This window comes from Pantoea sp. Z09 (genome assembly GCF_022394795.1).
Lineage (GTDB): Bacteria > Pseudomonadota > Gammaproteobacteria > Enterobacterales > Enterobacteriaceae > Pantoea > Pantoea latae.
Genome location: NZ_CP092373.1, coordinates 3,369,602 through 3,389,209, shown reverse-complemented (window position 1 = coordinate 3,389,209; position 19,608 = coordinate 3,369,602). Strand labels below are relative to the sequence as shown.

Here is a 19,608-nt window from a genome sequence, read left to right as displayed (position 1 = left end):
CGCCCACCGCGCAAAGAGTTACAGCGAGCGGGCCGCTTCCATCGCAATAGCGAAAGAGCGCAGGCGCGCCTCGGTATCGAAGATCTGGCCGTTGACCATGATCTCGTCCGCCTGGGTTTCACGCATCAGCCCGGCCAGGCCGTGACGCACCTTGTCGGCGTCGCCGACCAGCGACATGCTCAGCGCCTGCTGCACGCCATACTGTTCCGACGGCGACCAGAGATTATCCATGTTTTCCACCGGCGCCGGCAGCGGGCCCGGCTTGCCGCGGCGCAGGTTGATAAACTGCTGCTGCTGCGAGGTGAACAGGAAGCGCGCGTCGCGCTCGCTGTCGGCGGCCACCACGTTGATGCAGACCATGGCGTAGGGTTTCTCCAGGCGCGCCGACGGCTGGAATTTTTCACGGTAGAGATGAAGCGCCTGGAATAGCTGGTCGGGCGCGAAGTGCGACGCAAAGGCGAACGGCAGGCCAAGCTTCGCCGCCAGCTGCGCGCTGTAGAGGCTAGAGCCAAGCAGCCAGACCGGGATCTTCATTCCCAGGCCAGGCACCGGCTGCACCGGCGGCTGCGCATCTTCGTCGGCGTCGAACCAGTCGATCAGCTCCTGAACATCCTCCGGGAAGGTATCGGCATGGATGCTGGAGAGGTGTCGGCGCAGCGCCATCATGGTGCGCTGGTCAGAGCCGGGCGCGCGGCCCAGCCCTAAATCGATACGGCCGGGATAGAGCGAGGCCAGGGTGCCGAACTGCTCGGCGATCACCAGCGGCGCGTGGTTCGGCAGCATAATGCCGCCCGATCCCAGATGCAGGGTCGTGGTGTTAGCTGCCAGGTAACCGATCAAAACCGAGGTCGCCGCGCTGGCGATGCCGGTCATATTATGGTGCTCGGCCAGCCAGTAACGTTCATAGCCCAACGCTTCCGCCTGACGCGCCAGCGCCAGCGATGTGTGAAACGCATCGCGCGGGGTTGAGCCATGAGGAATCGGTGCCAGATCCAGCACGGAAAGACGAAGGGGTTTTTTCTCAGACATGGGCACTCCAGTTGGGTATGGCGCAGGTGATGAATAACCTGCACCAACCAGTATTACGTAATAATGCCCATATTAAAACTGCTAACAAAGGCAGGCGGCTAGCCTCTATGTGCCTTTCAGGAGGAGATCAGCGTCATGCCGGCCACTTTACGCCAGTAGCCGTTGCAGTCGTTGCCTTTCGCCACCATCAGCGGCGACAGCCCCTCTTCGTTGGCGCGGAAGCGGGCGATCTCCTGCAGCGTTGCGGCGCTTTGCGGCGACAGGCGCAGAATATCGACCCAGCCGCGCATGCCCGCTAAATCGTTACCGAGGTTGTAGCAGTAGCCGCTCATGGTCTGAATGCCGTTCAGCACGAACACCTGCTGGCCCTCCTGCGAGGTGACGCGCCGCCCGTTAGGGTAGTTGATGCAGCAGGTCTGGCACTCATCTTTGGCGCGGTGTTCGGCGCGGGCGGTAAAGCAGCGCGCCGACAGCGCCAGCGGCAGGTGGCCATAGCCCAGCACTTCCACCTCAAACCGGCTGCGAATGTTGCGCTCTTCGCTCTGTTGTAGCAGCTGCAGCAGCCAGTCGCGTGACATCTCTACCGGCATGCACCAGCGCGTCATGCCCTCTCTTACCAGCAGCTGCAGGGTTTCGACGTTATAGACGTTAAGCGTCGGGCCGGCGACAAACGGCAGCTTGCGCTCGGCGGCCATATTCACCGTGCCGACGTCATTGGCCTCGATCACAAACTCGCCGTTGTCGACGTAGCGCTTCAGCTCCTTCAGCTCCGAAGGCGACTGCAGCAGCGCCAGGGTGCTGAGCACCACCTGCTTGCCGCTGGCCGCCAGCTCGCGCGCCAGTTCCATCCAGCGCTGATAAGAGGTGGCGCGCCGTTTGCTGCAGACCGCTTCGCCGAGATAGACGATATCGGCGCTGCTGCTCGCCACCTGCTGGTAAAAACGCGCCAGCTGCTCTGTCGGCCAGTACCACAGCACCGGACCGATTGCGTATTGCATGCTGTTCTCCTTATTGCCATTCACGGTGGTAAGCGCCAAGCGTGGTCTGCGAGCCTTCGGACAGCTCATCCAGCGCCGCCGTCCAGCCGTCGGTGACGGCAAAGCTTTCCGGCGCGCGCGTGCAGCGGTCGATCGCCTGACGCCAGACGCGCGCCACCTGGGCGACATAGGCCGGGCTGCGCTGGCGTCCCTCGATTTTTACCGAGGCGACGCCCGCGCGCAGCAGATCCGGCAGCAGCGTCAGGGTATTGAGGCTGGTGGGCTCCTCCAGCACGTGATAGCGCTGGCCGTCCACCTGATAGCGGCCTTTGCACAGCGTGGGATAGCCGGCGCTCTCGTCCGGCGCATAGCGGTCGATCAGCACGTCGTTCAGGCGCGACTCCATGCCGTTGGGCGTCTGCTGCCAGCGTACAAACTTTGCCGGTGAACAGGCGCCCGCGCTGTTCGGCGATTCGCCGGTCAGCCAGGAGGAGAGGTAGCAGCGGCCCTCCGCCATAATGCACAGGCTGCCGAAGGCGAACACCTCCAGCGGCACCGGCGTCTCGCGCGCCAGCTGTTTAACCTGATGCAGCGACAGCACGCGCGGCAGCACCACGCGGCTCAGGGCGAAGTGGCGATGGTAGAAGCGCACCGCTTCGAGGTTGGTGGCAGAGGCCTGCACCGACAGATGACGCTCCACCTCGGGATAGCGCTGGGTCGCATACTCCAGCGTGGCGATGTCGGCGAGGATCAGCGCGTCCGCGCCGTTCTGCGCCGCCACGTCGATGGCGCGCTGCCAGCGGCCCATGCCGTCAGGATGCGCAAAAGTATTAATAGCCACATGCAATTTACGGCGGTGCTGATGCAGATAGCGCGCCGCCTCTGCCAGCTTCTTATCGGTAAAGTTCAGCCCGGCGAAGTGGCGCGCGTTGGTGTCATCTTTCAGTCCGACATACACCGCATCGGCGCCATTCTCCACCGCTGATCGCACGGCGGGCAGATTGCCGGCCGGACACAGCAGTTCCATAGTGATCCCTCGTCGACAGGATAAGGCGACGAGTCTAGGCAAGCGGCTGGCGGGAAATGTTGATTTGGGGCAGTGAAACGCCACTTGAGCCGCCGACTGGCGGAAATTTCGCCCACCGGGGCGGCGAAATTATTGATCTCGGCTGCGGTGTGGCCCGGCGGATGTGGCAATATACCTGAAATTTTCAGGATGGAGAGACGCCCGTGTTCGAACAGTTACGCGCTGAGTTAGTGAAAAAAGGCCCAAAATTCCTCAGCTTACCCCTGGCGCTGACGCCTTTCGCGGTTAAAAGGGCCCTGTTGCAACAACTCCTAAACTGGCAATTTCGTCATGCTTTAGCGGAAGGTGAGTTAGACTTTCTGCAGGCGCGCTATCTGGGCATTGAGATCGCCGATGTCAATTTACGCTGGATAACCACCATTGAAGAGGGTCAGCTCAGGGTCGTACAGGATGCGGAAGCGGACGTCTGGTTTCGCGGCAACGCTAACGATCTGCTGCTGGTCGCCGCCCGTAAGGCGGACCCCGATATGCTGTTTTTCCAGCGTCGTCTGGTGATCGAAGGCGACACGGAGCTGGGACTGGAGGTGAAAAACCTGATGGATGCTCTGGAGCTTGAGGCCATGCCCACGGCGTTGCGCACGGGACTGCAGCAGCTGGCTGCGTTTGTCGAAGCGGGAATGAAACAGGACGCGAAGGCCGCACAGGCGCGCGCGGAGAGTGTATGTTAATTCGCACAGAAATTGGGGTCGATGCGGCAAGCATCGACAGTTTGTTAAGACGCAGCTTCAAGCGTGACGCGGAAGCCGAGCTGGTTCAGCAGCTGCGGGAAGATGGCCTGCTGACGCTGGGCGTGGTGGCGACGGACGACGAAGGCCAGGTGCTGGGCTATGCCGCCTTCAGTCCGGTGACGCTGCAGGGCGAAGACCGCAACTGGGTTGGCCTGGCGCCGCTGGCGGTGGATGAGAGCGTGCGCGGACAGAAAATCGGCGAGCAGCTGATCTACGCCGGGCTCGATACCCTGAACGAGTTCGGCTACAGCGCGGTGGTGGTGCTGGGCGATCCCGCCTACTACAATCGCTTCGGCTTCGAGCCGGCTGCGCGCCACGCGCTGCACTGCCGCTGGCCGGGCAGCGAAGCGGCGTTCCAGGTCTACCGCCTGGCGGATGACGCCTTTGTCGGGGCGGAAGGCCAGGTCGATTTTGCCGAGCCGTTCAACCGTTTTGCGTAAGCCAGCTGGCGAGACACGCCGGCTGATGCGCCACCAGCCGCAGCTTCTGCTGTCGGCTGAGCTGCTTAACCCGATACTCCAGCCGCGACGCCGCCGCGCGATCGCCGGCGTCGCAGCGATAGACCAGCGCCAGCGGGCCTTTGCCGCGCAGCGCGCGCGCGCCGCGTCCGCTCTGATGCTGCTCAAGGCGTCGCGCTACGTCGGTGGAGATGCCGGTATAGAGCACGCCCGCGGCGGTCTGAACCATATAGAGCTGCCAGCCCTCGCTCATTATTTTAATCCCTGAACTTTTCCTGCCGGGCAGTGTAGCGCGCCAGCCGCGCGGCGGCTATCCGGCGATTTTGCACGGAGCAAACGATCGTGTCTGACCATTCCCATCTGGTGCGTTACCTGAAAAAACAGCATGTGCTCTCGCTCTGCTGCCACGCCGACGGCAATCTCTGGTGCGCCAACTGCTTTTACGTGTTCGACGAAGCGCGCATGGCGTTCTGGCTGATGACCGAAGCCGATACGCGCCACGGTGCGCTGCTGCAGGTGAATCCGCAGGTGGCGGGCACGGTCAACGGCCAGCCGAAAACCGTTCTGCTGATTAAAGGGGTGCAGTATCGCGGCACCATTGCGCTGCTCGACGGTGAGGCGGAAGCGCTGGCGCGCAGGCGATATCAGAGGCGTTTTCCGGTGGCGCGCAAAGTCTCTGCGCCGCTGTGGGAGATCCGACTGGAGGAGGTCAAGATGACCGATAACGCGCTGGGATTTGGCAAAAAAATCAGCTGGCGGCGGGAAGAGAGTGAAGTCCCTTTCCCCTGAGGGAAAGGGAGACAGCGTTATGACGCCTGCAGAATACGCAGCGACTCGCGATTAAAGGCGGGCAGATCCTCTGGCGTGCGGCTAGTGACCAGCCGATCGTCATCCACGATCACCTCTTCGTCATAGAAGTCGGCGCCGGCGTTGCGCAGGTCGATAGCAATCGCCTTCACACAGGTCATTTTGCGGCCGCGCACGCCGTTGGCGCTGATCAGCAGCTGCGGACCGTGGCAGATAGCGAAAATCGGCTTGCCGCTGGCGACAAACTCTTTGGTAAAGGCGACAAAACGGTCGTCGCCGCGCAGTGAGTCAGGGGAATGGCCGCCGGGCAGCAGCAGCGCGTCGAACTCCGCCGGGCTGACCTCGTCGATAGCGCGGTCGATCTTCACCTGCGCTTCGCCCTGTTTGCCGGTGACGGTTTTACCCGCCTCTTTCTCAATGGTCACCACCTCGAAGCCCGCCTGTTTATAGGCGTCAGCGGGTGAGGTAAATTCTGAGTCTTCAAATTCATCGGTAATCAACACCGCAATCTTCTTGCTCATTTTTTCCCTCCTCATGATGGTTTACGCACAATGCGCTCTCCTGGTGAACAGCTTAAGCCTGGTTGTTTGTGCTGAAAATGCAAGCCGGACGGCAAAAGCTGACTATATTTCAGAGTAATGGCAACAGGTTAGCGGGAGGCCGCATGCATCGTGTATTACTGACCGGCGCGACGGGACTGGTGGGGTCGCATCTTTTGCGCCTGCTGGTGGCGGATGCGCGCGTGGATGAAATTATCGCGCCGACGCGGCGTCCGCTGCCGCCGATGAAAAAGGTGGTGAATCCGGTCGAAGCGGATCTCACCGACGTGCTGCGGCCGCTTAACGTCGCCATCGACAGCGTCTTTTGCTGTCTTGGCACCACGCGCAAAGCGGCGGGCAGCAAAGCGGCGTTTCTGCACGTCGACTACACGCTGGTGGTGGATACCGGCCTGAACGGCCTGCGGCTGGGTGCGGTGCAGATGGTGGCCGTCAGCGCGCACGGCGCGAATCGCCATTCGCCTTTTTTCTATAACCGGGTTAAAGGCGAGATGGAGACGGCGCTGCGTCATCAGGGCTGGCCGCGCCTGACGCTGGTGCGGCCTTCGCTGCTGCTGGGCGAGCGCACGCATAAACGCGCCGGGGAAAGCCTGATGGCACCGCTGTTCGGCATGCTGCCCGGCAACTGGCGTTCGGTCTCCGCGCTGGCGGTGGCAAAGTGCATGCATCAGCAGGCGTTCCAGCCAGGCGGCGAGCGCGTCGAGATTATCGAATCGGGGCAGATCCCGCGCTAGCCGCGCTCTTTGCTCAGCTCCCAGATAATCTGGTTGCGACTGCCGCGCCATCGCAGCGTCGCATCTCTCTGCGCCTCGATAAAGCGTCCGTCGATCAGCACATCGATATAGTTGAGCACTTCGCGCTGCGCGCAGTTAAGCTCAGCGCGCTGATAGCCAGTCCAGAGCCAGATATCTTTTCCCGGGCACTCCGCGCGCACCCGTTTCACCAGCCGACGAATATGCGGCACGTTGTGCGGATGCAGCGGATCGCCGCCGCTCAGCGAGAGTCCCTGACGCGGGATACGGCTGTCCTGCAGATCGGCGATCAGCCGCTCCTCATGCTGCAGGGTAAAAGGCGCGCCGGAGTCGAGCCGCCAGGTGCTCTGGTTGTAGCAGCCGCGACACTGATGCTCGCACCCGGCCACGAACAGCGTGCAGCGCGTGCCCGGACCGTTAACGATGTCGACATCGTAGTAGCGATGAAAATGCATCATCCCAGCGGTCCGCTCTCCAGATGTTTCACGCGTCGCTGCACCTCTTCCTGCTTGCCGGCGTTGAACGGGCGCGCGTCGGGGCTGCCGAGATAGCCGCAGACGCGGCGCGTCACCGACACGCGCGCCGGATCGTGGTTGCCGCAGTTCGGACAGGTAAAGCCGCGGCTGGTGCAGCTGAACTCGCCGGTAAAGCCGCACGCATAGCACTCATCGATCGGCGTATTGGTGCCGTAGTAGGGCACGCGGTCGTAGCTGTAGTCCCACACATCCTCCAGCGCCTTGAGGTTATGCTGCACGTTGGGATATTCGCCGTAACAGATGAAGCCGCCGCTCGCCAGCGGCGGATAGGGCGCCTCAAAGTCGATCTTGTCGTAGGGGTTCACTTTTTTCTCGACGTCGAGGTGGAAGCTGTTGGTGTAGTAGCCTTTATCGGTGACGCCCGGCACCACGCCGAACTGCGCGGCGTCGAGGCGGCAGAAGCGGTCGCAGAGGTTTTCGCTCGGCGTGCTGTAGAGGCTGAAGCCGTAGCCGGTCTCCGCTTTCCAGGCGTCGGTGGCGGCGCGCAGGCGCGAGACGATGGCGATCCCTTTGGCGCGTAGCGCGGCATCGTCATAGGGATGACGCGCGCCGCCGCTCAGCGCGTTCAGGGTTTCATGCAGGCCGATATAGCCCAGCGACAGCGAGGCGCGGCCGTTGCGGAAAATCGGCCCCACTTCGTCATCGGCGTTGAGCCGTACGCCGCAGGCGCCCTCCATGTAGAGGATCGGCGCCACGCGCGCTTTGGTTTTCTCCAGCCGGGCGATGCGCGTCATCAGCGCGCGCTTCGCCAGCGCCAGACGTTCGTCGAGCAGCGTCCAGAAGCGCGCCTCGTCGCCCTGCGCCTCGAGCGCGATGCGCGGCAGATTCAGGCTGATGACCCCCAGATTATTGCGCCCGTCGTGGATTTCGACGCCGTTCTCTTCATACACTCCAAGAAAGCTGCGGCAGCCCATCGGCGTTTTAAACGAGCCGGTGACCTTCACCACCTGGTCGTAGTTAAGGATATCGGGATACATGCGCTTGCTGGCGCACTCCAGCGCCAGCTGCTTGATGTCATAGTTGAGATCGCCCGGACGGCGATTCAGCCCCTCGCGGATGGCGAACACCAGCTTGGGAAAAACGGCGGTCTTGTGGTTTTTTCCCAGTCCGGCGATGCGGTTGCGCAGGATCGACTGCTGGATCAGGCGCGCCGCCCAGCTGGTGCCTAGCCCGAAGCCGAAGGTGACGAACGGCGTCTGGCCGTTGGCGGTGTGCAGGGTATTGACCTCATACTCCAGCGACTGAAAGGCGTCGTAGCACTCTTTCTCGGTGCGCGCCCGCGCATAGGCGTCGACGTCGGGGATCTGCCATTCGGCGGCGACGGCGCGATGCTTCTCCAGGCTGAGCTGAACGAAGGGCGCCAGCACCTCGTCGATGCGGTTGATGGTGGTGCCGCCGTAGATATGGCTGGCCACCTGCGCGATGATCTGCGCGGTGACCGCCGTGGCGGTGGCGATCGACTTTGGCGGCTCGATCTCGGCGTTGCCCATCTTGAAGCCGTTAGTAAGCATCCCTTTTAGATCGATCAGCATGCAGTTGAACATGGGAAAGAAAGGAGAGTAGTCGAGATCGTGATAGTGGATCTCGCCGCGCTCGTGCGCCTGCACCACGTCGCGCGGCAGGATCTGCTGCTGCGCATAGTGTTTCGCCACGATCCCCGCCAGCAGATCGCGCTGCGTCGGGATCACCTTGCTGTCTTTATTGGCGTTCTCGTTCAGCAGCGCGGCGTTGGTTTGATCGACCAGGCCGCGAATGGCGTGATGCAGCTTGCCGCGCTGCTCGCGCGCCACGTCGCGGTCGTGCCGGTATTCGATATAGGCGCGCGCCAGCTGGGGGTAGGGGCCGCACATCAGCGTCTCTTCGACCGCGAACTGAATATCGCGGATATCCACCTCAACGCGATCCGCCAGCTTCTCGCTGACGCGGCGGGCGACCGCGGCGCACCACTGCGCATCTTCGACCTGCGCCGCACGGGCCGCCGCCGCGACCGCCGCCTCGATTCTGGCGGCGTCAAACCCTGAGCGACAGCCGTCGCGCTTCACCACTACCTTTGCCATGTTCTCTCCATTCGCTACATGTTGTGCTGCGAAGGATTTTAGCCACTATATATGGAGATCAGGAGAATATAATCGCCGCTGTTTTGACCTGAAACAAAGAAGGGCGGGTCGTGGCGCAAAGCCAGGCGAAAAGGCGAACGGGGGCAAAAAGGCGCGCTGCGGGCGCAGCGCGCAGAGAGGCTTAGCGGCGCAGGGCGATCGCTTCAATCTCGATTTTGACGTCTTTCGGCAGACGCGCCACTTCCACGCAGGAGCGCGCCGGGAAAGAGGCGTGATGCTCGGTGAAGAAGGCTTCGTAGGTGGCGTTGACGGTGGCGAAGTCGTTCAGATCTTTCACGAACACCGTGGTTTTCACGATGTCGCCAACCTGCAGGCCCGCCGCTTCGACGATCGCCTTCACGTTTTCCAGCGACTGGCGCGCCTGGTCGGCGATGGCGTCCGGCACCGCGCCAGTGGCCGGATCGACCGGGATCTGACCGGAGGTGATAATCATATTGCCCAGATCGACGCCCTGCACATAGGGACCGATCGCCGCTGGCGCTTTTTCCGTACTGATTTCGCGAGACATACTTGCTCCTTAAGAGTGACGCAGCGGCGGCGGGCGCCGCTGGCGAGAAATATCGCCCCATTATAGGGGCGGGCAGGGCGATTACCAGTGGCCGAGCACCACGTGGTGCGCGAAGGCCTTCTCGCAATATTTGCAGGTCAGCAGCACCTCATCGTCGCGCTTTTTCACCGCAAAAGAGGAAAACACCGGCTCGCTGCGGCTGATGCAGTTGCCGTTGGGACAGGTCAGCACGCGCTCAATGCGCTCCGGCAGCGTCGGGGCGATTTTCGCCACCACTTCATAGTCGTCGATGCGGTTGACCGTGGCGTGTGGCGCGTAGACCGCTAGCTGGTTGATCTGATCTTCGGTGAGAAAAGTGTTCTCGATCTTGATCAGATCCTTGCGACCCATCTCGCCGGACGGGAGGTTAAGGCCAATCGTGATGCGCTGGTCGGTTTCCGTCAGGCGAAACAGCGACAGCAGCTTAAACCCGACCTGCGCAGGAATATGGTCAATAACCGTGCCGCGCTTGATCGCTTCTACCTGCAGTTTGTTGTCGTGAGTCATGGCGATTGCTCCTTACAGATCCAGTTCGCTGTTGAGTATCAGCGCCAGCAGAGCCTGACGCGCGAAAATGCCGTTGCCCGCCTGCTGGAAGTACCAGGCATGGGGCGTTTTATCGACGTCGGTGGCGATCTCGTCCACGCGCGGCAGCGGATGCAGCACCTTCATATTGTCGCGCGCGCCGGCCAGATCCGCCGCGCGCAGGATAAACTGTGCTTTGACGTTGGCGTATTCCGAGGGATCGAGACGCTCTTTCTGTACGCGCGTCATGTAGAGAATATCGGCGTGCGGCATCACCGCTTCGATGCTGTCGTGGCGCGACCAGACGATGCCGCGCTCGTCCAGCGTGTCGGTGATATAGGCGGGCATCGCCAGCGCGTCGGGCGCGATAAAGTAGAAGCGGTTGCCGTCGAACTTCGCCAGCGCCTGCGTCAGGGAGTGCACGGTGCGGCCATATTTCAGGTCGCCAACCATGGCGATGCTCAGGTTGTCCAGCCGGCTCTGGGTTTCGCGGATGGTAAAGAGATCGAGCAGCGTCTGGGTCGGATGCTGGTTGGCACCGTCGCCGGCGTTGAGGATCGGCACGCCGCCGGAAAACTCGGTGGCGAGCCGCGCCGCACCTTCCTGCGGATGGCGCATCACGATGGCGTCGACATAGGTGCCGATCACGGAGATGGTATCCGCCAGGGTTTCGCCCTTTTTGCCGAGCGAGGTGTTGCTGCCGTCGGCGAAGCCCACCACCGAGGCGCCCAGCCGGTGGATCGCCGTTTCAAACGACAGGCGCGTGCGCGTCGAGGCTTCAAAGAAGCAGCTGGCGATCACCTTGTGCTTCAGCAGCTCCGGCTGCGGATGCGCTTTCAGCTGCGCGGCGGTATGCAGCACCCGCTCCAGTTCGTCGCGGCTGAGATCGTTAATAGAAATGATATGCTTGCGATATAAAGGGTTAGCCATAGGTCGCCTCTCTGCGCTGCCGAATTGCGGACAAAAAAAAGCCCCTGCTTAAGGGGCTTTTTTAACGATCGGGTTGATGACGGAAAAAACAGGGGCGCCGCCTGCGTTCAGGCGTGATGTCGCGTGAATCTGTACGCTGCGCTGTTGCATGCTTCCTCCGGCAAAGTCGGGCGCATTATACGCGTCCGCCAGTTTGCATCAAGGGAAACGTTTGCGGTACCCAACACTAAGCCTGGCTAAGCGTCGCCACCATCACCGCTTTGATGGTGTGCATGCGGTTTTCCGCCTGATCGAACACGATGCTGTGCTCGGACTCAAACACCTCGTCGCTCACTTCCATGCCGTTGTGCAGGCCATACTGTTCCGCCATCTGGCGACCCAGCGTGGTCTGGTCGTCATGAAACGCCGGCAGGCAGTGCAGGAACTTCACCTGCGGATTGCCGGTCAGCTGCAGCATCGCCTGATTCACCTGATAGCCGCGCAGCAGCGCGATGCGCTCTTCCCACACCGCTTTCGCCTCGCCCATCGACACCCAGACGTCGGTGTAGATAAAGTCCGCGCCCTTGACCCCTTCGGCGATATCTTCGGTCAGCGTAATTTTGCCGCCGGTGGCCTGCGCCGCCTGACGGCACGCCTCGACCAGCTCCGGTTCCGGCCAGCAGCCCTGCGGCGCCACCAGACGCAGATCCAGGCCGGTCACCGCCGCCGCTTCCAGCATGCTGTTGCCCATGTTGTTGCGCGCGTCGCCGACGTAGACCAGCGTCATCTCGCTGAGCGCTTTGCCCGGCAGATGCTCCTGCATGGTAAGCAGATCGGCCAGCAGCTGGGTAGGGTGAAACTCGGTGGTCAGGCCGTTCCACACCGGCACGCCGGCATGCTCCGCCAGCGTCTCCACCAGCGCCTGGCCATAGCCGCGATACTGAATGCCGTCATACATGCGGCCCAGCACGCGCGCGGTATCTTTCATCGACTCTTTATGGCCGATCTGGCTGCCGCTCGGGCCGAGATAAGTAACGTTGGCGCCCTGGTCGTATGCGGCAACTTCGAAAGAGCATCGGGTACGGGTCGAGTCTTTTTCGAAGATGAGCGCGATGTTTTTGCCTTTCAGGCGCTGGGTTTCGCTACCGTTTTTTTTAGCGCGTTTTAATTCAGCGGCGAGGTCGAGCAGGGCGGTGATGTCGGCTGGGCTCAAATCGAGCAGCCGAAGGAAGTGGCGTTGAAAAAGGTGACTCATAACAGGCTCCAGTGCAGCCATTCTGATTGAATGAAAATTCAATTTAAACGTATGAATATTCATTTTCAACCCCGGCGTAAAGAAACTTTCGCTTTTGAGTAGTGGCGCGCCGGGCAGTGTGGGAAAATACTTGTTTATTGCCGAACACTGAGGGGAATTCGCCATGGCATATGAAGCATTGCTGGAAGAGCAGCGTGAAGAGACGCGTCAAATCATTGATGAGCTGCTGGAAGATGGCAGCGATCCCGATGCGCTCTATACCATTGAACATCATCTCTCCTGCAACAACTTCGATTCGCTGGAGAAAGCCGCCGTCGATGCGTTCAAGCTGGGCTATGAAGTCACCGAGCCGGAAGAGCTGGAGCTGGAAGACGGCACCACGGTGATGTGCGTCGATATTCTCAGTGAGTCGGCGCTGAAGCCGGAGCTGATCGACGTGCAGGTTGAGCAGCTGGTCAACCTGGTCGGGAAATACAACGTCGACTACGACGGCTGGGGCACCTACTTCGAAGATCCCGACGCGGAAGACGAAGACGACGATGATGATGATGGCGACATTATCGACGGCGACGAAGACAACGGCGTCCGCCACTGATTTTTCGGGCGGAGCCGCGCGCTCCGCCTTTCCGCTCTCTGCCCTATGAACTGACATGAACTACGCACCGCTGCTTGAACCCATCACTCAGTTTTTACTCTGCCGCACGCCGCAAGCCTGGATTGACGAGGCGCGCAAGCCGGAAAATCTGACGCTGCTGCTGACCGACCACCTGGTCTGCGAGCTAAAAGCGGCACAGACCGCCACCTGGCTGATCCGCAAATATGTCGCCGACAAGCCGAGCGGCGAGGCGATCCTCGCCTGGCTGAAACCCTATGAAGATTTTATTTTTCGCGAGCAGCCCGACAGCCAGTTTATCCAGGCGCATAAGAGCCTGACGAAAAGCGTTATCGTGCGCAACGAGCTGCCCTGGGCGGACGACCTGGTGGAGAAAATGGTGCTGCTGATTAAAGAGGAGCTGCACCACTTTTATCAGGTCTGGGAAATTATGCAGGCGCGCGGCTTGCCCTATCACAAGATCACCTCCAGCCGCTACGCCAAAGGGCTGCTGCGGGAGATCACCACGCACGAGCCCGATACGCTGGTGGACAAGCTGATCTGCGCCGCCTATATCGAGGCGCGCTCCTGCGAGCGTTTCGCCAGCCTCGCGCCCTGGCTGGATGAGGAGCTGGAGAAGTTCTATATTTCGCTGCTGCGTTCGGAAGCGCGTCACTATCAGGACTATTTAGCGCTGGCGGCGCAGATCTCGCCGAAGGATATCGCACCGCGCGTGCGGGCAATTGGCGAAGCGGAGGCGAAGCTGATTAGCGAGCCGGACGCGGAGCTGCGTTTCCACAGCGGCGTGCCGGCGTTCTGACAGCGAAAGCGCGCTTACAGCGCTTTCAGCATGCGATACTCGCAGTCGCCGTGGCCGGTACAGCCGAGCACCTCATTGATGCGTTCAAAGCCCAGCGACTCGTAGAGCTTAATGGCGCGCGTCAGGCTGCCGGTGGTTTCCAGATAGCAGCGCCGAAAGCCGCGCTGGCGCGCATGCTCCATGGCGCGTAGCGCCAGCTCGCGCGCCACGCCGAAGCCGCGCACCTCCGGCAGGAAGTACATCTTCTGCAGCTCGCAGATATCGGGCGCGCTGCAGGCGAGCGGGGCGACCCCGCCGCCGCCCACCACTTTTCCCTGATGCTCCACCACCCAGTAGGCGCTGTGCTCGGCGCTGTAGAGTTCATACAGGCTGTCGAGCTGCGGATCGGCCACGGTATAGCCTTTGTCGGCGGTCAGGCCGAACTCAGCCGAGACGGCGCGGATCACCTGAGCGATATGGGGATTGTCGGCGGCGCTGATGGGACGCAGCGTCAATGAAGGCTGGGTTTCAGAGATCATGGCGATATAACGTGGTTAAAATCGGTTAGACATTCACCAGAAATAGCATTATCGTCCGGGAAAAGCAATATAACTGATAATGCATGGAGGCATGAAATGGCAGCGTTACGCTGGTTATTTAAAAACTATAAAAACTTATCCGTTCTTTTTATTGTGATGGGTTTTATAAACGTCTGGGCTTACTTTCAGTGGATCGGCCGCGTAGATTTTTTTCCCTTGATTATTGGCAATGTTGCAGGAAGTTTAGCGATATTAATATCGTCCCTAGTGTTTTTTGTTGCTATATCTTTTATGTTTGTTATGCCATCTGCGCTTTGTGCTATAGTGGGCCTCAAAAGTGCTATTAAAGATAAGAAAAATTTAAGCCTCAGGCAACGGCTCAAGGTTGATTACAATGAAGGATGTGCTGCTGCTACCGCACTAATCGCAGTGATAACAGCGATTACAGTACTTTTTATAAAATCTGAATTCGATCAAGAGTTGTTTTTGATCACCTTTTTTGTTGCATTTATAAGTCACATAATATTTAATCGTTTTATAAATAACTCTGATGAAATATACCTACGCGAATTTATTTTTCGTTTTCAGCGTATGTATAAGGATAAAGTTGAAGGTGATAGCGCATTAAAAAGGTGGTTTTTCTGGGAGAGGTTTAAATCTTACCCATCAATAATAAACCTTTTTTATTGTTCGTTTTCGTTGTGTGTTGCTTTTCTCTCAATTATGCCATTGTATATTTTGACAGGTTCAAAAATATATTTCACACATGAAAGTCTGATAGTTCAATACACTATTGTGATAGCGCTATATTTTGTGCTGTTTTTACCTGCGCTTGTTATGATTTTCAAAAACAAACGTGACCACGATGGGGTAATTCCTCCTACACTGACGCTAGCGCCAGCCATACTTATTGTCATTTTCGGCGTTTTTTCTGCTCTGCCCATTCAAATTAATCAACGCTCGATTGAATTGGTCGGGATGTCCTCTTGGGAAACAAAAGTTTTTGCCTTTAACGCGGATAAGTTTCCTGCATACTATTTTCCCAGAAAGGAGTGGGGGGAAACGCGTAAGTGGGATGAAGGTAATATTCGTTTAGTAAACGGAGTCGAGGTCTTTTCCAGTGGTGAGGTGTTACTGGTGTGTCCTTCTACTTTAAAACAACTAAGGCAAAAGGCTCTGGAAAATAATGGATTACTCTGGAAGTCGGATAAAGATTCTAAACTAGAATTGAATAAATCAAGCCAGTTTTGTCTGATTGCTAAAAGTGATCAGGTGAGAACAGGCGCGGCGTTAAAAAAATTTTTTGAATCGCTTCCAGATTGAACTGAACTCTATAAAGGTTAACTCAGTATCGCACGCAAAATCGCCTGCACCTCTGCCATCAAGTCGGCTGGAATGTGCTCCAGCCGTTTACCATGACGCGCGCGCATATCAATTGCACGCGGCTGATCGCAGCGAATAACACCACGCGTCCGCGTTCCTGCCGTATCAAGCGAAACAGTAAATCCCGCAGTACGAGCGAAATTCCCGCCGGTTGTGACAGGCAGTACGACAGGCGTTTGGGTTAGCTGGTTGAAGGCCGCAGGCGAAACGATTAATACTGGCCGCGTGCCCTGTTGCTCATGACCGGCAGTGGGATCAAGTGAGACCAGCCAGATTTCGCCGCGCTCCATTACAGTTCCTCTTTCCCCACCGGTACGGCATCAATCCACAGCCGATCTTCAGCAGTCAGTTCCGCTTCTGGATCACATTTAGCCAGCAACTCAGCCAGCGTATAACTGGGTACAGTTTTAGGTTCAATAATCAGACGTCCGTTATCGACCGTCAGGCCAACCTGTGCGTCGGCACTGAGTTGAAGAATATCAAGCAGAGCAGGCGGAACAGCCAGCATGACGGAACCGCCCACTTTACGGAGATGAGTCGTGTGCATAATTAGCCTCCACAAGTTATATACTAATATAACATGAGAACAGAGAATGCGGCTACTTTCTGTTCAGCTTAAAAGTAGCCAATAAAAAACCCCGCGCCGAAGCGCAGGGTTTTGTTATGAACGCGCTGTTAAATCAAAGCGCCGCAATCACCGCCTGCTGTTCAATCAGTTTCGCTTTCGACTGCTCCAGCTCGGCGACGCGCTCGCGCTCTTTCGCCACCACCGCTTCCGGCGCGCGCGAAACGAAGCCTTCGTTCGCCAGCTTGACCTGAATCTTCTCGATCTCGACGTCGAGCTTGCCCAGCTCTTTCGCCAGACGATCCAGCTCCGCCGCCTTGTCCACCAGGCCCGCCATCGGGATCAGCAGCTCGGCGCCTTCGACGATTTTGGTCACGGAAACCGGGCCTTTCTCGCCTGCTGGCAGAATGGTCAGGCTTTCCAGACGCGCCAGGCGCGACAGGAAGGTGCGGTTCGCTTCCACACGGCGCAGCGCCGCAGGAGAACAGTCGCGCAGCAGCACGTCGAGCGGCTTGCTCAGGGCGATATTCATCTCAGCGCGAATATTACGCACCGCGACGATCGCCTGCTTCATCCACTCGATATCCGCCATCGCTTCCGCATCCTCTTTCGCCGCGTCGTAGTGCGGGAAAGGCTGCAGCATAATGGTGTCGTCGCTGATGTTCTTCAGCACCTTCACACGCTGCCAGATGGTCTCGGTGATAAACGGAATAATCGGATGGGCGAGGCGCAGCAGCGCTTCCAGCACCGTGACCAGCGTGTTGCGCGTGCCGCGCAGCTCCGCTTCGCTGCCGTTGTTCATCACCGGCTTAGTCAGCTCCAGGTACCAGTCACAGAACTGGTTCCAGGTGAAGTCATAAAGAATATTTGCGGCGATATCGAAGCGATAGCTGTCGAGCGCCTCGCGGTACGCTTTCACCGTGTTGTTGAACTCGGCGAGGATCCAGCGATCCGCCAGCGACAGCGTCATTTCGCCGCCGTTCTGACCGCAATCCTGATCTTCGGTGTTCATCAGCACAAAGCGGCTGGCGTTCCACAGCTTGTTGCAGAAGTTGCGGTAGCCTTCCAGACGCTTCATATCCCAGTTGATATCGCGGCCGGTGGAAGCGAGTGCCGCCAGGGTAAAGCGCAGCGCGTCGGTGCCTGACGGCTCAATGCCGTCCGGGAACTGTTTCTCGGTGCGCTTGCGGATCTTCTCCGCCAGCTGCGGCTGCATCATGTTGCCGGTACGCTTCTCCAGCAGATCCTCCAGCGAGATGCCGTCGACCATATCCAGCGGGTCGATAACGTTGCCTTTGGATTTCGACATCTTCTGGCCTTCTTCGTCGCGGATCAGACCGGTCATATAGACGGTCTTGAATGGCACCTGCGGTTTGCCGTCCTCATCTTTGAGGAAGTGCATGGTCAGCATGATCATGCGGGCGATCCAGAAGAAGATAATGTCGAAGCCGCTCACCAGCACGCTGGTCGGATGGAACTGACGCAGCGCCTCGGTGTTCTCCGGCCAGCCGAGCGTGGAGAAGGTCCAGAGGCCTGAGGAGAACCAGGTGTCGAGCACGTCGTCGTCCTGACGCAGCGCCACGTCCGCGCCCAGGTTATTCTCGCTGCGCACTTCCTCTTCGCTGCGGCCGACATAGACGTTGCCGTCGTTGTCGTACCACGCCGGAATGCGGTGGCCCCACCACAGCTGGCGCGAGATGCACCAGTCCTGAATGTCGCGCATCCACGAGAAGTACATGTTTTCATACTGCTTCGGCACAAACTGGATATCGCCGTTCTCGACCGCTTCGACCGCGACTTTCGCCAGCGGCGCGGTACGCACGTACCACTGATCGGTCAGCATCGGCTCGATCACCACGCCGCCGCGATCGCCGTAAGGCACGGTCAGGTCATGCGGTTTGATCTCGTCCAGCAGGCCGAGTTCGTCCACGGCGGCGACAATCGCCTTACGCGCGGCAAAACGCTCCATCTTCTGGAAGGCGGCCGGGATTTCGTCCGAGCAGGCGTCGCTGACTTCGCCGTTGGTGTCGTACACCTGGGCGCGCTCGCGGATATCGCCGTCAAAGGTCAGAATATTGATCATCGGCAGCTTGTGGCGACGGCCGACTTCATAGTCGTTGAAGTCGTGCGCCGGGGTGATTTTCACGCAGCCGGTGCCTTTCTCCATATCGGCGTGCTCGTCGCCGACGATGGGAATGCGGCGGTTCACCAGCGGCAGCATCACCTCTTTGCCGATCAGATCTTTGTAGCGCGGATCTTCCGGGTTGACCGCCACGCCGGTATCGCCCAGCAGGGTTTCCGGACGCGTGGTGGCGACCACCAGATAATCTTTTCCTTCGGCGGTTTTCACGCCGTCCGCCAGCGGATAGCGGATATGCCACATCGAGCCTTTGCTCTCGCGGTTTTCCACTTCCAGATCGGAAATCGCGGTGCGCAATTTCGGATCCCAGTTCACCAGGCGTTTGCCGCGGTAGATCAGGTTCTCTTTATGCAGGCGAACAAACACCTCTTTCACCGCATTAGAGAGGCCGTCGTCCATGGTGAAGCGCTCGCGCTCCCAGTCCACGGAGTTGCCGAGGCGACGCATCTGGCGGGTAATGGTGCCGCCTGATTCCGCCTTCCACTGCCAGATCTTGTCGATAAAGGCGTCGCGGCCGTAATCCTGGCGCGTCTTGCCCTCTTCGGCGGCGATCTTGCGCTCGACCACCATCTGGGTGGCGATGCCCGCATGGTCGGTGCCCACCTGCCACAGCGTGTTTTTACCCTGCATGCGCTGGTAGCGGATCATGGTGTCCATGATGGTCTGCTGGAAAGCGTGACCCATGTGCAGGCTGCCGGTGACGTTCGGCGGCGGGATCATGATGCAGAAGCTTTCCTTACTGGTGTCGCCGTTAGGCTTGAAATAGCCTTGCTCTTCCCAGTGCTCGTAAAGCGGCTGCTCGATATCTTGCGGGTTATATGTTTTTTCCATTTCTGCTATGTCGTTTGCGGCTGCGGCGGCGTGGCCGTATTCAATTGGAAACCAACGCTGCGGTACGCTTTATAGCGGTCGCGCGCCAGCTGTTTCTGAGACTCTTCGTAGGGTACGAAGTCTATCACTTCATGGAAAGCAGTAGCAAAATCTGCAAACTGCGGCAGCAGGCTGATCAGCAGATCGCGCGGCGAGCTGCCGCGACGCTGCGGCCAGGCCAGCTCGACCGGTGCGCCGTAGCGCGGCCCTTCGCCCGCCAGATTGTGCGGCACAAAGGCGTTGGCCGGACGCTGCCACAGCGCCTCGTCGAGGCGAATGGCCTGCTGTTCGTTTTCACAGGCGATCAAAATGCGTTTGCCCGCCCGCCAGCGCGTTTCCGCCAGATCGCACACCAGCGCCTCGATGGCGCTCAGCTCGTCGCTGTGCGAGTCCGATTCCATTACGTAGAAGGTTGCGTTTTTCATGGAAAGGCCTT

General features: G+C 59.3%; 23 protein-coding genes. 7 read left to right on the top strand and 16 right to left on the bottom strand.

From position 1 onward, the window contains the following. Positions 1 to 18 precede the first annotated feature (18 nt). The 3 genes from MC269_RS16200 to MC269_RS16190 form a co-directional block, all read right to left on the bottom strand. Positions 19 to 1,029 (bottom strand): luciferase-like monooxygenase, encoded by a 1,011-nt coding sequence (locus MC269_RS16200; protein ID WP_239953031.1) that lies wholly within the window; start codon positions 1,027 to 1,029, stop codon positions 19 to 21. Positions 1,030 to 1,145: 116 nt separating this feature from the next. After that, on the bottom strand, positions 1,146 to 2,027 hold the full coding sequence (locus MC269_RS16195) for a U32 family peptidase (RefSeq protein WP_239953030.1): 882 nt from the start codon (positions 2,025 to 2,027) through the stop codon (positions 1,146 to 1,148). A gap of 10 nt (positions 2,028 to 2,037) precedes the next feature. Beyond that, positions 2,038 to 3,033 carry a peptidase U32 family protein gene (locus MC269_RS16190; RefSeq protein ID WP_239953029.1) on the bottom strand — a complete coding sequence of 332 codons (996 nt, stop codon included), beginning with the start codon at positions 3,031 to 3,033 and terminating at the stop codon, positions 2,038 to 2,040. 203 nt (positions 3,034 to 3,236) lie between these two features. Between MC269_RS16190 and MC269_RS16185 the strand changes: the two genes are divergently transcribed. Together MC269_RS16185 and MC269_RS16180 are read left to right on the top strand one after the other, a co-directional pair. Further along, entirely contained in the window at positions 3,237 to 3,761 is a 525-nt protein-coding gene (locus MC269_RS16185; protein ID WP_081136875.1) for an SCP2 domain-containing protein, read from the top strand. Beyond that, a complete protein-coding gene (locus MC269_RS16180) occupies positions 3,755 to 4,261 on the top strand; it encodes a GNAT family N-acetyltransferase (RefSeq protein ID WP_239953028.1) in 507 nt (168 codons plus the stop codon). The genes MC269_RS16185 and MC269_RS16180 overlap by 7 nt, the downstream gene beginning before the upstream one ends. Here the strand turns inward: MC269_RS16180 and MC269_RS16175 are convergent. Then, a complete protein-coding gene (locus MC269_RS16175; protein ID WP_081136873.1) occupies positions 4,245 to 4,532 on the bottom strand; it encodes a GIY-YIG nuclease family protein in 288 nt (95 codons plus the stop codon). The two genes, MC269_RS16180 and MC269_RS16175, sit on opposite strands and share 17 nt — an antisense overlap. Before the next feature lie 89 nt (positions 4,533 to 4,621). Here MC269_RS16175 and MC269_RS16170 point away from each other — a divergent pair, with 89 nt between their 5' ends. Next, positions 4,622 to 5,068: a YhbP family protein gene (locus MC269_RS16170; RefSeq protein WP_239953027.1), complete on the top strand. Its 447-nt coding sequence runs from the start codon at positions 4,622 to 4,624 to the stop codon at positions 5,066 to 5,068. Between the two features lie 17 nt (positions 5,069 to 5,085). Here MC269_RS16170 and MC269_RS16165 read toward each other — a convergent pair whose 3' ends face one another. Beyond that, positions 5,086 to 5,607 carry a type 1 glutamine amidotransferase domain-containing protein gene (locus MC269_RS16165; protein ID WP_081136871.1) on the bottom strand — a complete coding sequence of 174 codons (522 nt, stop codon included), beginning with the start codon at positions 5,605 to 5,607 and terminating at the stop codon, positions 5,086 to 5,088. Between the two features lie 143 nt (positions 5,608 to 5,750). Between MC269_RS16165 and MC269_RS16160 the strand changes: the two genes are divergently transcribed. After that, positions 5,751 to 6,377, top strand: coding sequence for an NAD-dependent epimerase/dehydratase family protein (locus MC269_RS16160; protein ID WP_239953026.1), 627 nt, complete (start codon positions 5,751 to 5,753; stop codon positions 6,375 to 6,377). Here MC269_RS16160 and nrdG read toward each other — a convergent pair. The 6 genes from nrdG to argF form a co-directional block, all read right to left on the bottom strand. After that, on the bottom strand, positions 6,374 to 6,850 hold the full coding sequence (nrdG, locus tag MC269_RS16155) for an anaerobic ribonucleoside-triphosphate reductase-activating protein (protein ID WP_239955137.1): 477 nt from the start codon (positions 6,848 to 6,850) through the stop codon (positions 6,374 to 6,376). The genes MC269_RS16160 and nrdG overlap by 4 nt on opposite strands. Further along, the gene (nrdD, locus tag MC269_RS16150; RefSeq protein ID WP_239953025.1) at positions 6,850 to 8,988 is read right to left on the bottom strand and encodes an anaerobic ribonucleoside-triphosphate reductase; all 2,139 of its coding nucleotides are present in this window, start codon (positions 8,986 to 8,988) and stop codon (positions 6,850 to 6,852) included. The genes nrdG and nrdD overlap by 1 nt, the downstream gene beginning before the upstream one ends. A 181-nt stretch (positions 8,989 to 9,169) precedes the next feature. Then, positions 9,170 to 9,556 carry a 2-iminobutanoate/2-iminopropanoate deaminase gene (gene ridA / locus MC269_RS16145; protein ID WP_081136867.1) on the bottom strand — a complete coding sequence of 129 codons (387 nt, stop codon included), beginning with the start codon at positions 9,554 to 9,556 and terminating at the stop codon, positions 9,170 to 9,172. Positions 9,557 to 9,637: 81 nt separating this feature from the next. Further along, positions 9,638 to 10,102 (bottom strand): aspartate carbamoyltransferase regulatory subunit, encoded by a 465-nt coding sequence (gene pyrI, locus MC269_RS16140; RefSeq protein WP_081136866.1) that lies wholly within the window; start codon positions 10,100 to 10,102, stop codon positions 9,638 to 9,640. Between the two features lie 12 nt (positions 10,103 to 10,114). Further along, positions 10,115 to 11,050, bottom strand: a complete 936-nt coding sequence (gene pyrB, locus MC269_RS16135) for an aspartate carbamoyltransferase (protein ID WP_239953024.1) — start codon at positions 11,048 to 11,050, stop codon at positions 10,115 to 10,117. A gap of 226 nt (positions 11,051 to 11,276) precedes the next feature. Then, complete coding sequence (gene argF / locus MC269_RS16130; protein ID WP_239953023.1) at positions 11,277 to 12,284, bottom strand: ornithine carbamoyltransferase; 1,008 nt, start codon at positions 12,282 to 12,284, stop codon at positions 11,277 to 11,279. A gap of 163 nt (positions 12,285 to 12,447) precedes the next feature. Between argF and rraB the strand changes: the two genes are divergently transcribed. Then, positions 12,448 to 12,879 carry a ribonuclease E inhibitor RraB gene (rraB, locus tag MC269_RS16125; RefSeq protein ID WP_239953022.1) on the top strand — a complete coding sequence of 144 codons (432 nt, stop codon included), beginning with the start codon at positions 12,448 to 12,450 and terminating at the stop codon, positions 12,877 to 12,879. Between the two features lie 55 nt (positions 12,880 to 12,934). Beyond that, positions 12,935 to 13,696 (top strand): tRNA-(ms[2]io[6]A)-hydroxylase, encoded by a 762-nt coding sequence (locus MC269_RS16120; protein WP_239953021.1) that lies wholly within the window; start codon positions 12,935 to 12,937, stop codon positions 13,694 to 13,696. A gap of 14 nt (positions 13,697 to 13,710) precedes the next feature. On the opposite strand, the gene MC269_RS16115 is transcribed toward MC269_RS16120, so the two are convergent. After that, a complete protein-coding gene (locus tag MC269_RS16115) occupies positions 13,711 to 14,214 on the bottom strand; it encodes a GNAT family N-acetyltransferase (protein ID WP_239953020.1) in 504 nt (167 codons plus the stop codon). 96 nt (positions 14,215 to 14,310) lie between these two features. Here MC269_RS16115 and MC269_RS16110 point away from each other — a divergent pair, with 96 nt between their 5' ends. Further along, positions 14,311 to 15,537, top strand: a complete 1,227-nt coding sequence (locus MC269_RS16110; RefSeq protein ID WP_239953019.1) for a hypothetical protein — start codon at positions 14,311 to 14,313, stop codon at positions 15,535 to 15,537. Between the two features lie 17 nt (positions 15,538 to 15,554). Here the strand turns inward: MC269_RS16110 and MC269_RS16105 are convergent, their stop codons facing one another. From MC269_RS16105 to MC269_RS16090, 4 genes are all read right to left on the bottom strand, one after another. After that, positions 15,555 to 15,887, bottom strand: coding sequence for a type II toxin-antitoxin system PemK/MazF family toxin (locus MC269_RS16105; protein ID WP_239953018.1), 333 nt, complete (start codon positions 15,885 to 15,887; stop codon positions 15,555 to 15,557). Further along, positions 15,887 to 16,144, bottom strand: coding sequence for an antitoxin (locus MC269_RS16100; RefSeq protein ID WP_239953017.1), 258 nt, complete (start codon positions 16,142 to 16,144; stop codon positions 15,887 to 15,889). The genes MC269_RS16105 and MC269_RS16100 overlap by 1 nt, the downstream gene beginning before the upstream one ends. A 133-nt stretch (positions 16,145 to 16,277) precedes the next feature. Further along, complete coding sequence (locus MC269_RS16095) at positions 16,278 to 19,133, bottom strand: valine--tRNA ligase (RefSeq protein WP_081136858.1); 2,856 nt, start codon at positions 19,131 to 19,133, stop codon at positions 16,278 to 16,280. Positions 19,134 to 19,138: 5 nt separating this feature from the next. Beyond that, complete coding sequence (locus tag MC269_RS16090) at positions 19,139 to 19,597, bottom strand: DNA polymerase III subunit chi (protein ID WP_081136856.1); 459 nt, start codon at positions 19,595 to 19,597, stop codon at positions 19,139 to 19,141. Positions 19,598 to 19,608: the final 11 nt, after the last annotated feature.

What these genes read in the sequence shown, in the direction of transcription:
- MC269_RS16120 (WP_239953021.1), top strand. Translation starts at nt 12,935, where the DNA reads ATGAACTACGCACCGCTGCTTGAACCCATCACTCAGTTTTTACTCTGC.
- ridA (WP_081136867.1), bottom strand. Translation starts at nt 9,556, where the DNA reads ATGTCTCGCGAAATCAGTACGGAAAAAGCGCCAGCGGCGATCGGTCCC.
- MC269_RS16115 (WP_239953020.1), bottom strand. Translation starts at nt 14,214, where the DNA reads ATGATCTCTGAAACCCAGCCTTCATTGACGCTGCGTCCCATCAGCGCC.
- nrdD (WP_239953025.1), bottom strand. Translation starts at nt 8,988, where the DNA reads ATGGCAAAGGTAGTGGTGAAGCGCGACGGCTGTCGCTCAGGGTTTGAC.
- MC269_RS16105 (WP_239953018.1), bottom strand. Translation starts at nt 15,887, where the DNA reads ATGGAGCGCGGCGAAATCTGGCTGGTCTCACTTGATCCCACTGCCGGT.
- pyrB (WP_239953024.1), bottom strand. Translation starts at nt 11,050, where the DNA reads ATGGCTAACCCTTTATATCGCAAGCATATCATTTCTATTAACGATCTC.
- MC269_RS16175 (WP_081136873.1), bottom strand. Translation starts at nt 4,532, where the DNA reads ATGAGCGAGGGCTGGCAGCTCTATATGGTTCAGACCGCCGCGGGCGTG.
- MC269_RS16165 (WP_081136871.1), bottom strand. Translation starts at nt 5,607, where the DNA reads ATGAGCAAGAAGATTGCGGTGTTGATTACCGATGAATTTGAAGACTCA.
- MC269_RS16195 (WP_239953030.1), bottom strand. Translation starts at nt 2,027, where the DNA reads ATGCAATACGCAATCGGTCCGGTGCTGTGGTACTGGCCGACAGAGCAG.
- MC269_RS16090 (WP_081136856.1), bottom strand. Translation starts at nt 19,597, where the DNA reads ATGAAAAACGCAACCTTCTACGTAATGGAATCGGACTCGCACAGCGAC.
- MC269_RS16095 (WP_081136858.1), bottom strand. Translation starts at nt 19,133, where the DNA reads ATGGAAAAAACATATAACCCGCAAGATATCGAGCAGCCGCTTTACGAG.
- MC269_RS16180 (WP_239953028.1), top strand. Translation starts at nt 3,755, where the DNA reads ATGTTAATTCGCACAGAAATTGGGGTCGATGCGGCAAGCATCGACAGT.
- MC269_RS16100 (WP_239953017.1), bottom strand. Translation starts at nt 16,144, where the DNA reads ATGCACACGACTCATCTCCGTAAAGTGGGCGGTTCCGTCATGCTGGCT.
- MC269_RS16160 (WP_239953026.1), top strand. Translation starts at nt 5,751, where the DNA reads ATGCATCGTGTATTACTGACCGGCGCGACGGGACTGGTGGGGTCGCAT.
- MC269_RS16110 (WP_239953019.1), top strand. Translation starts at nt 14,311, where the DNA reads ATGGCAGCGTTACGCTGGTTATTTAAAAACTATAAAAACTTATCCGTT.
- nrdG (WP_239955137.1), bottom strand. Translation starts at nt 6,850, where the DNA reads ATGCATTTTCATCGCTACTACGATGTCGACATCGTTAACGGTCCGGGC.
- argF (WP_239953023.1), bottom strand. Translation starts at nt 12,284, where the DNA reads ATGAGTCACCTTTTTCAACGCCACTTCCTTCGGCTGCTCGATTTGAGC.
- rraB (WP_239953022.1), top strand. Translation starts at nt 12,448, where the DNA reads ATGGCATATGAAGCATTGCTGGAAGAGCAGCGTGAAGAGACGCGTCAA.
- MC269_RS16200 (WP_239953031.1), bottom strand. Translation starts at nt 1,029, where the DNA reads ATGTCTGAGAAAAAACCCCTTCGTCTTTCCGTGCTGGATCTGGCACCG.
- MC269_RS16190 (WP_239953029.1), bottom strand. Translation starts at nt 3,033, where the DNA reads ATGGAACTGCTGTGTCCGGCCGGCAATCTGCCCGCCGTGCGATCAGCG.
- pyrI (WP_081136866.1), bottom strand. Translation starts at nt 10,102, where the DNA reads ATGACTCACGACAACAAACTGCAGGTAGAAGCGATCAAGCGCGGCACG.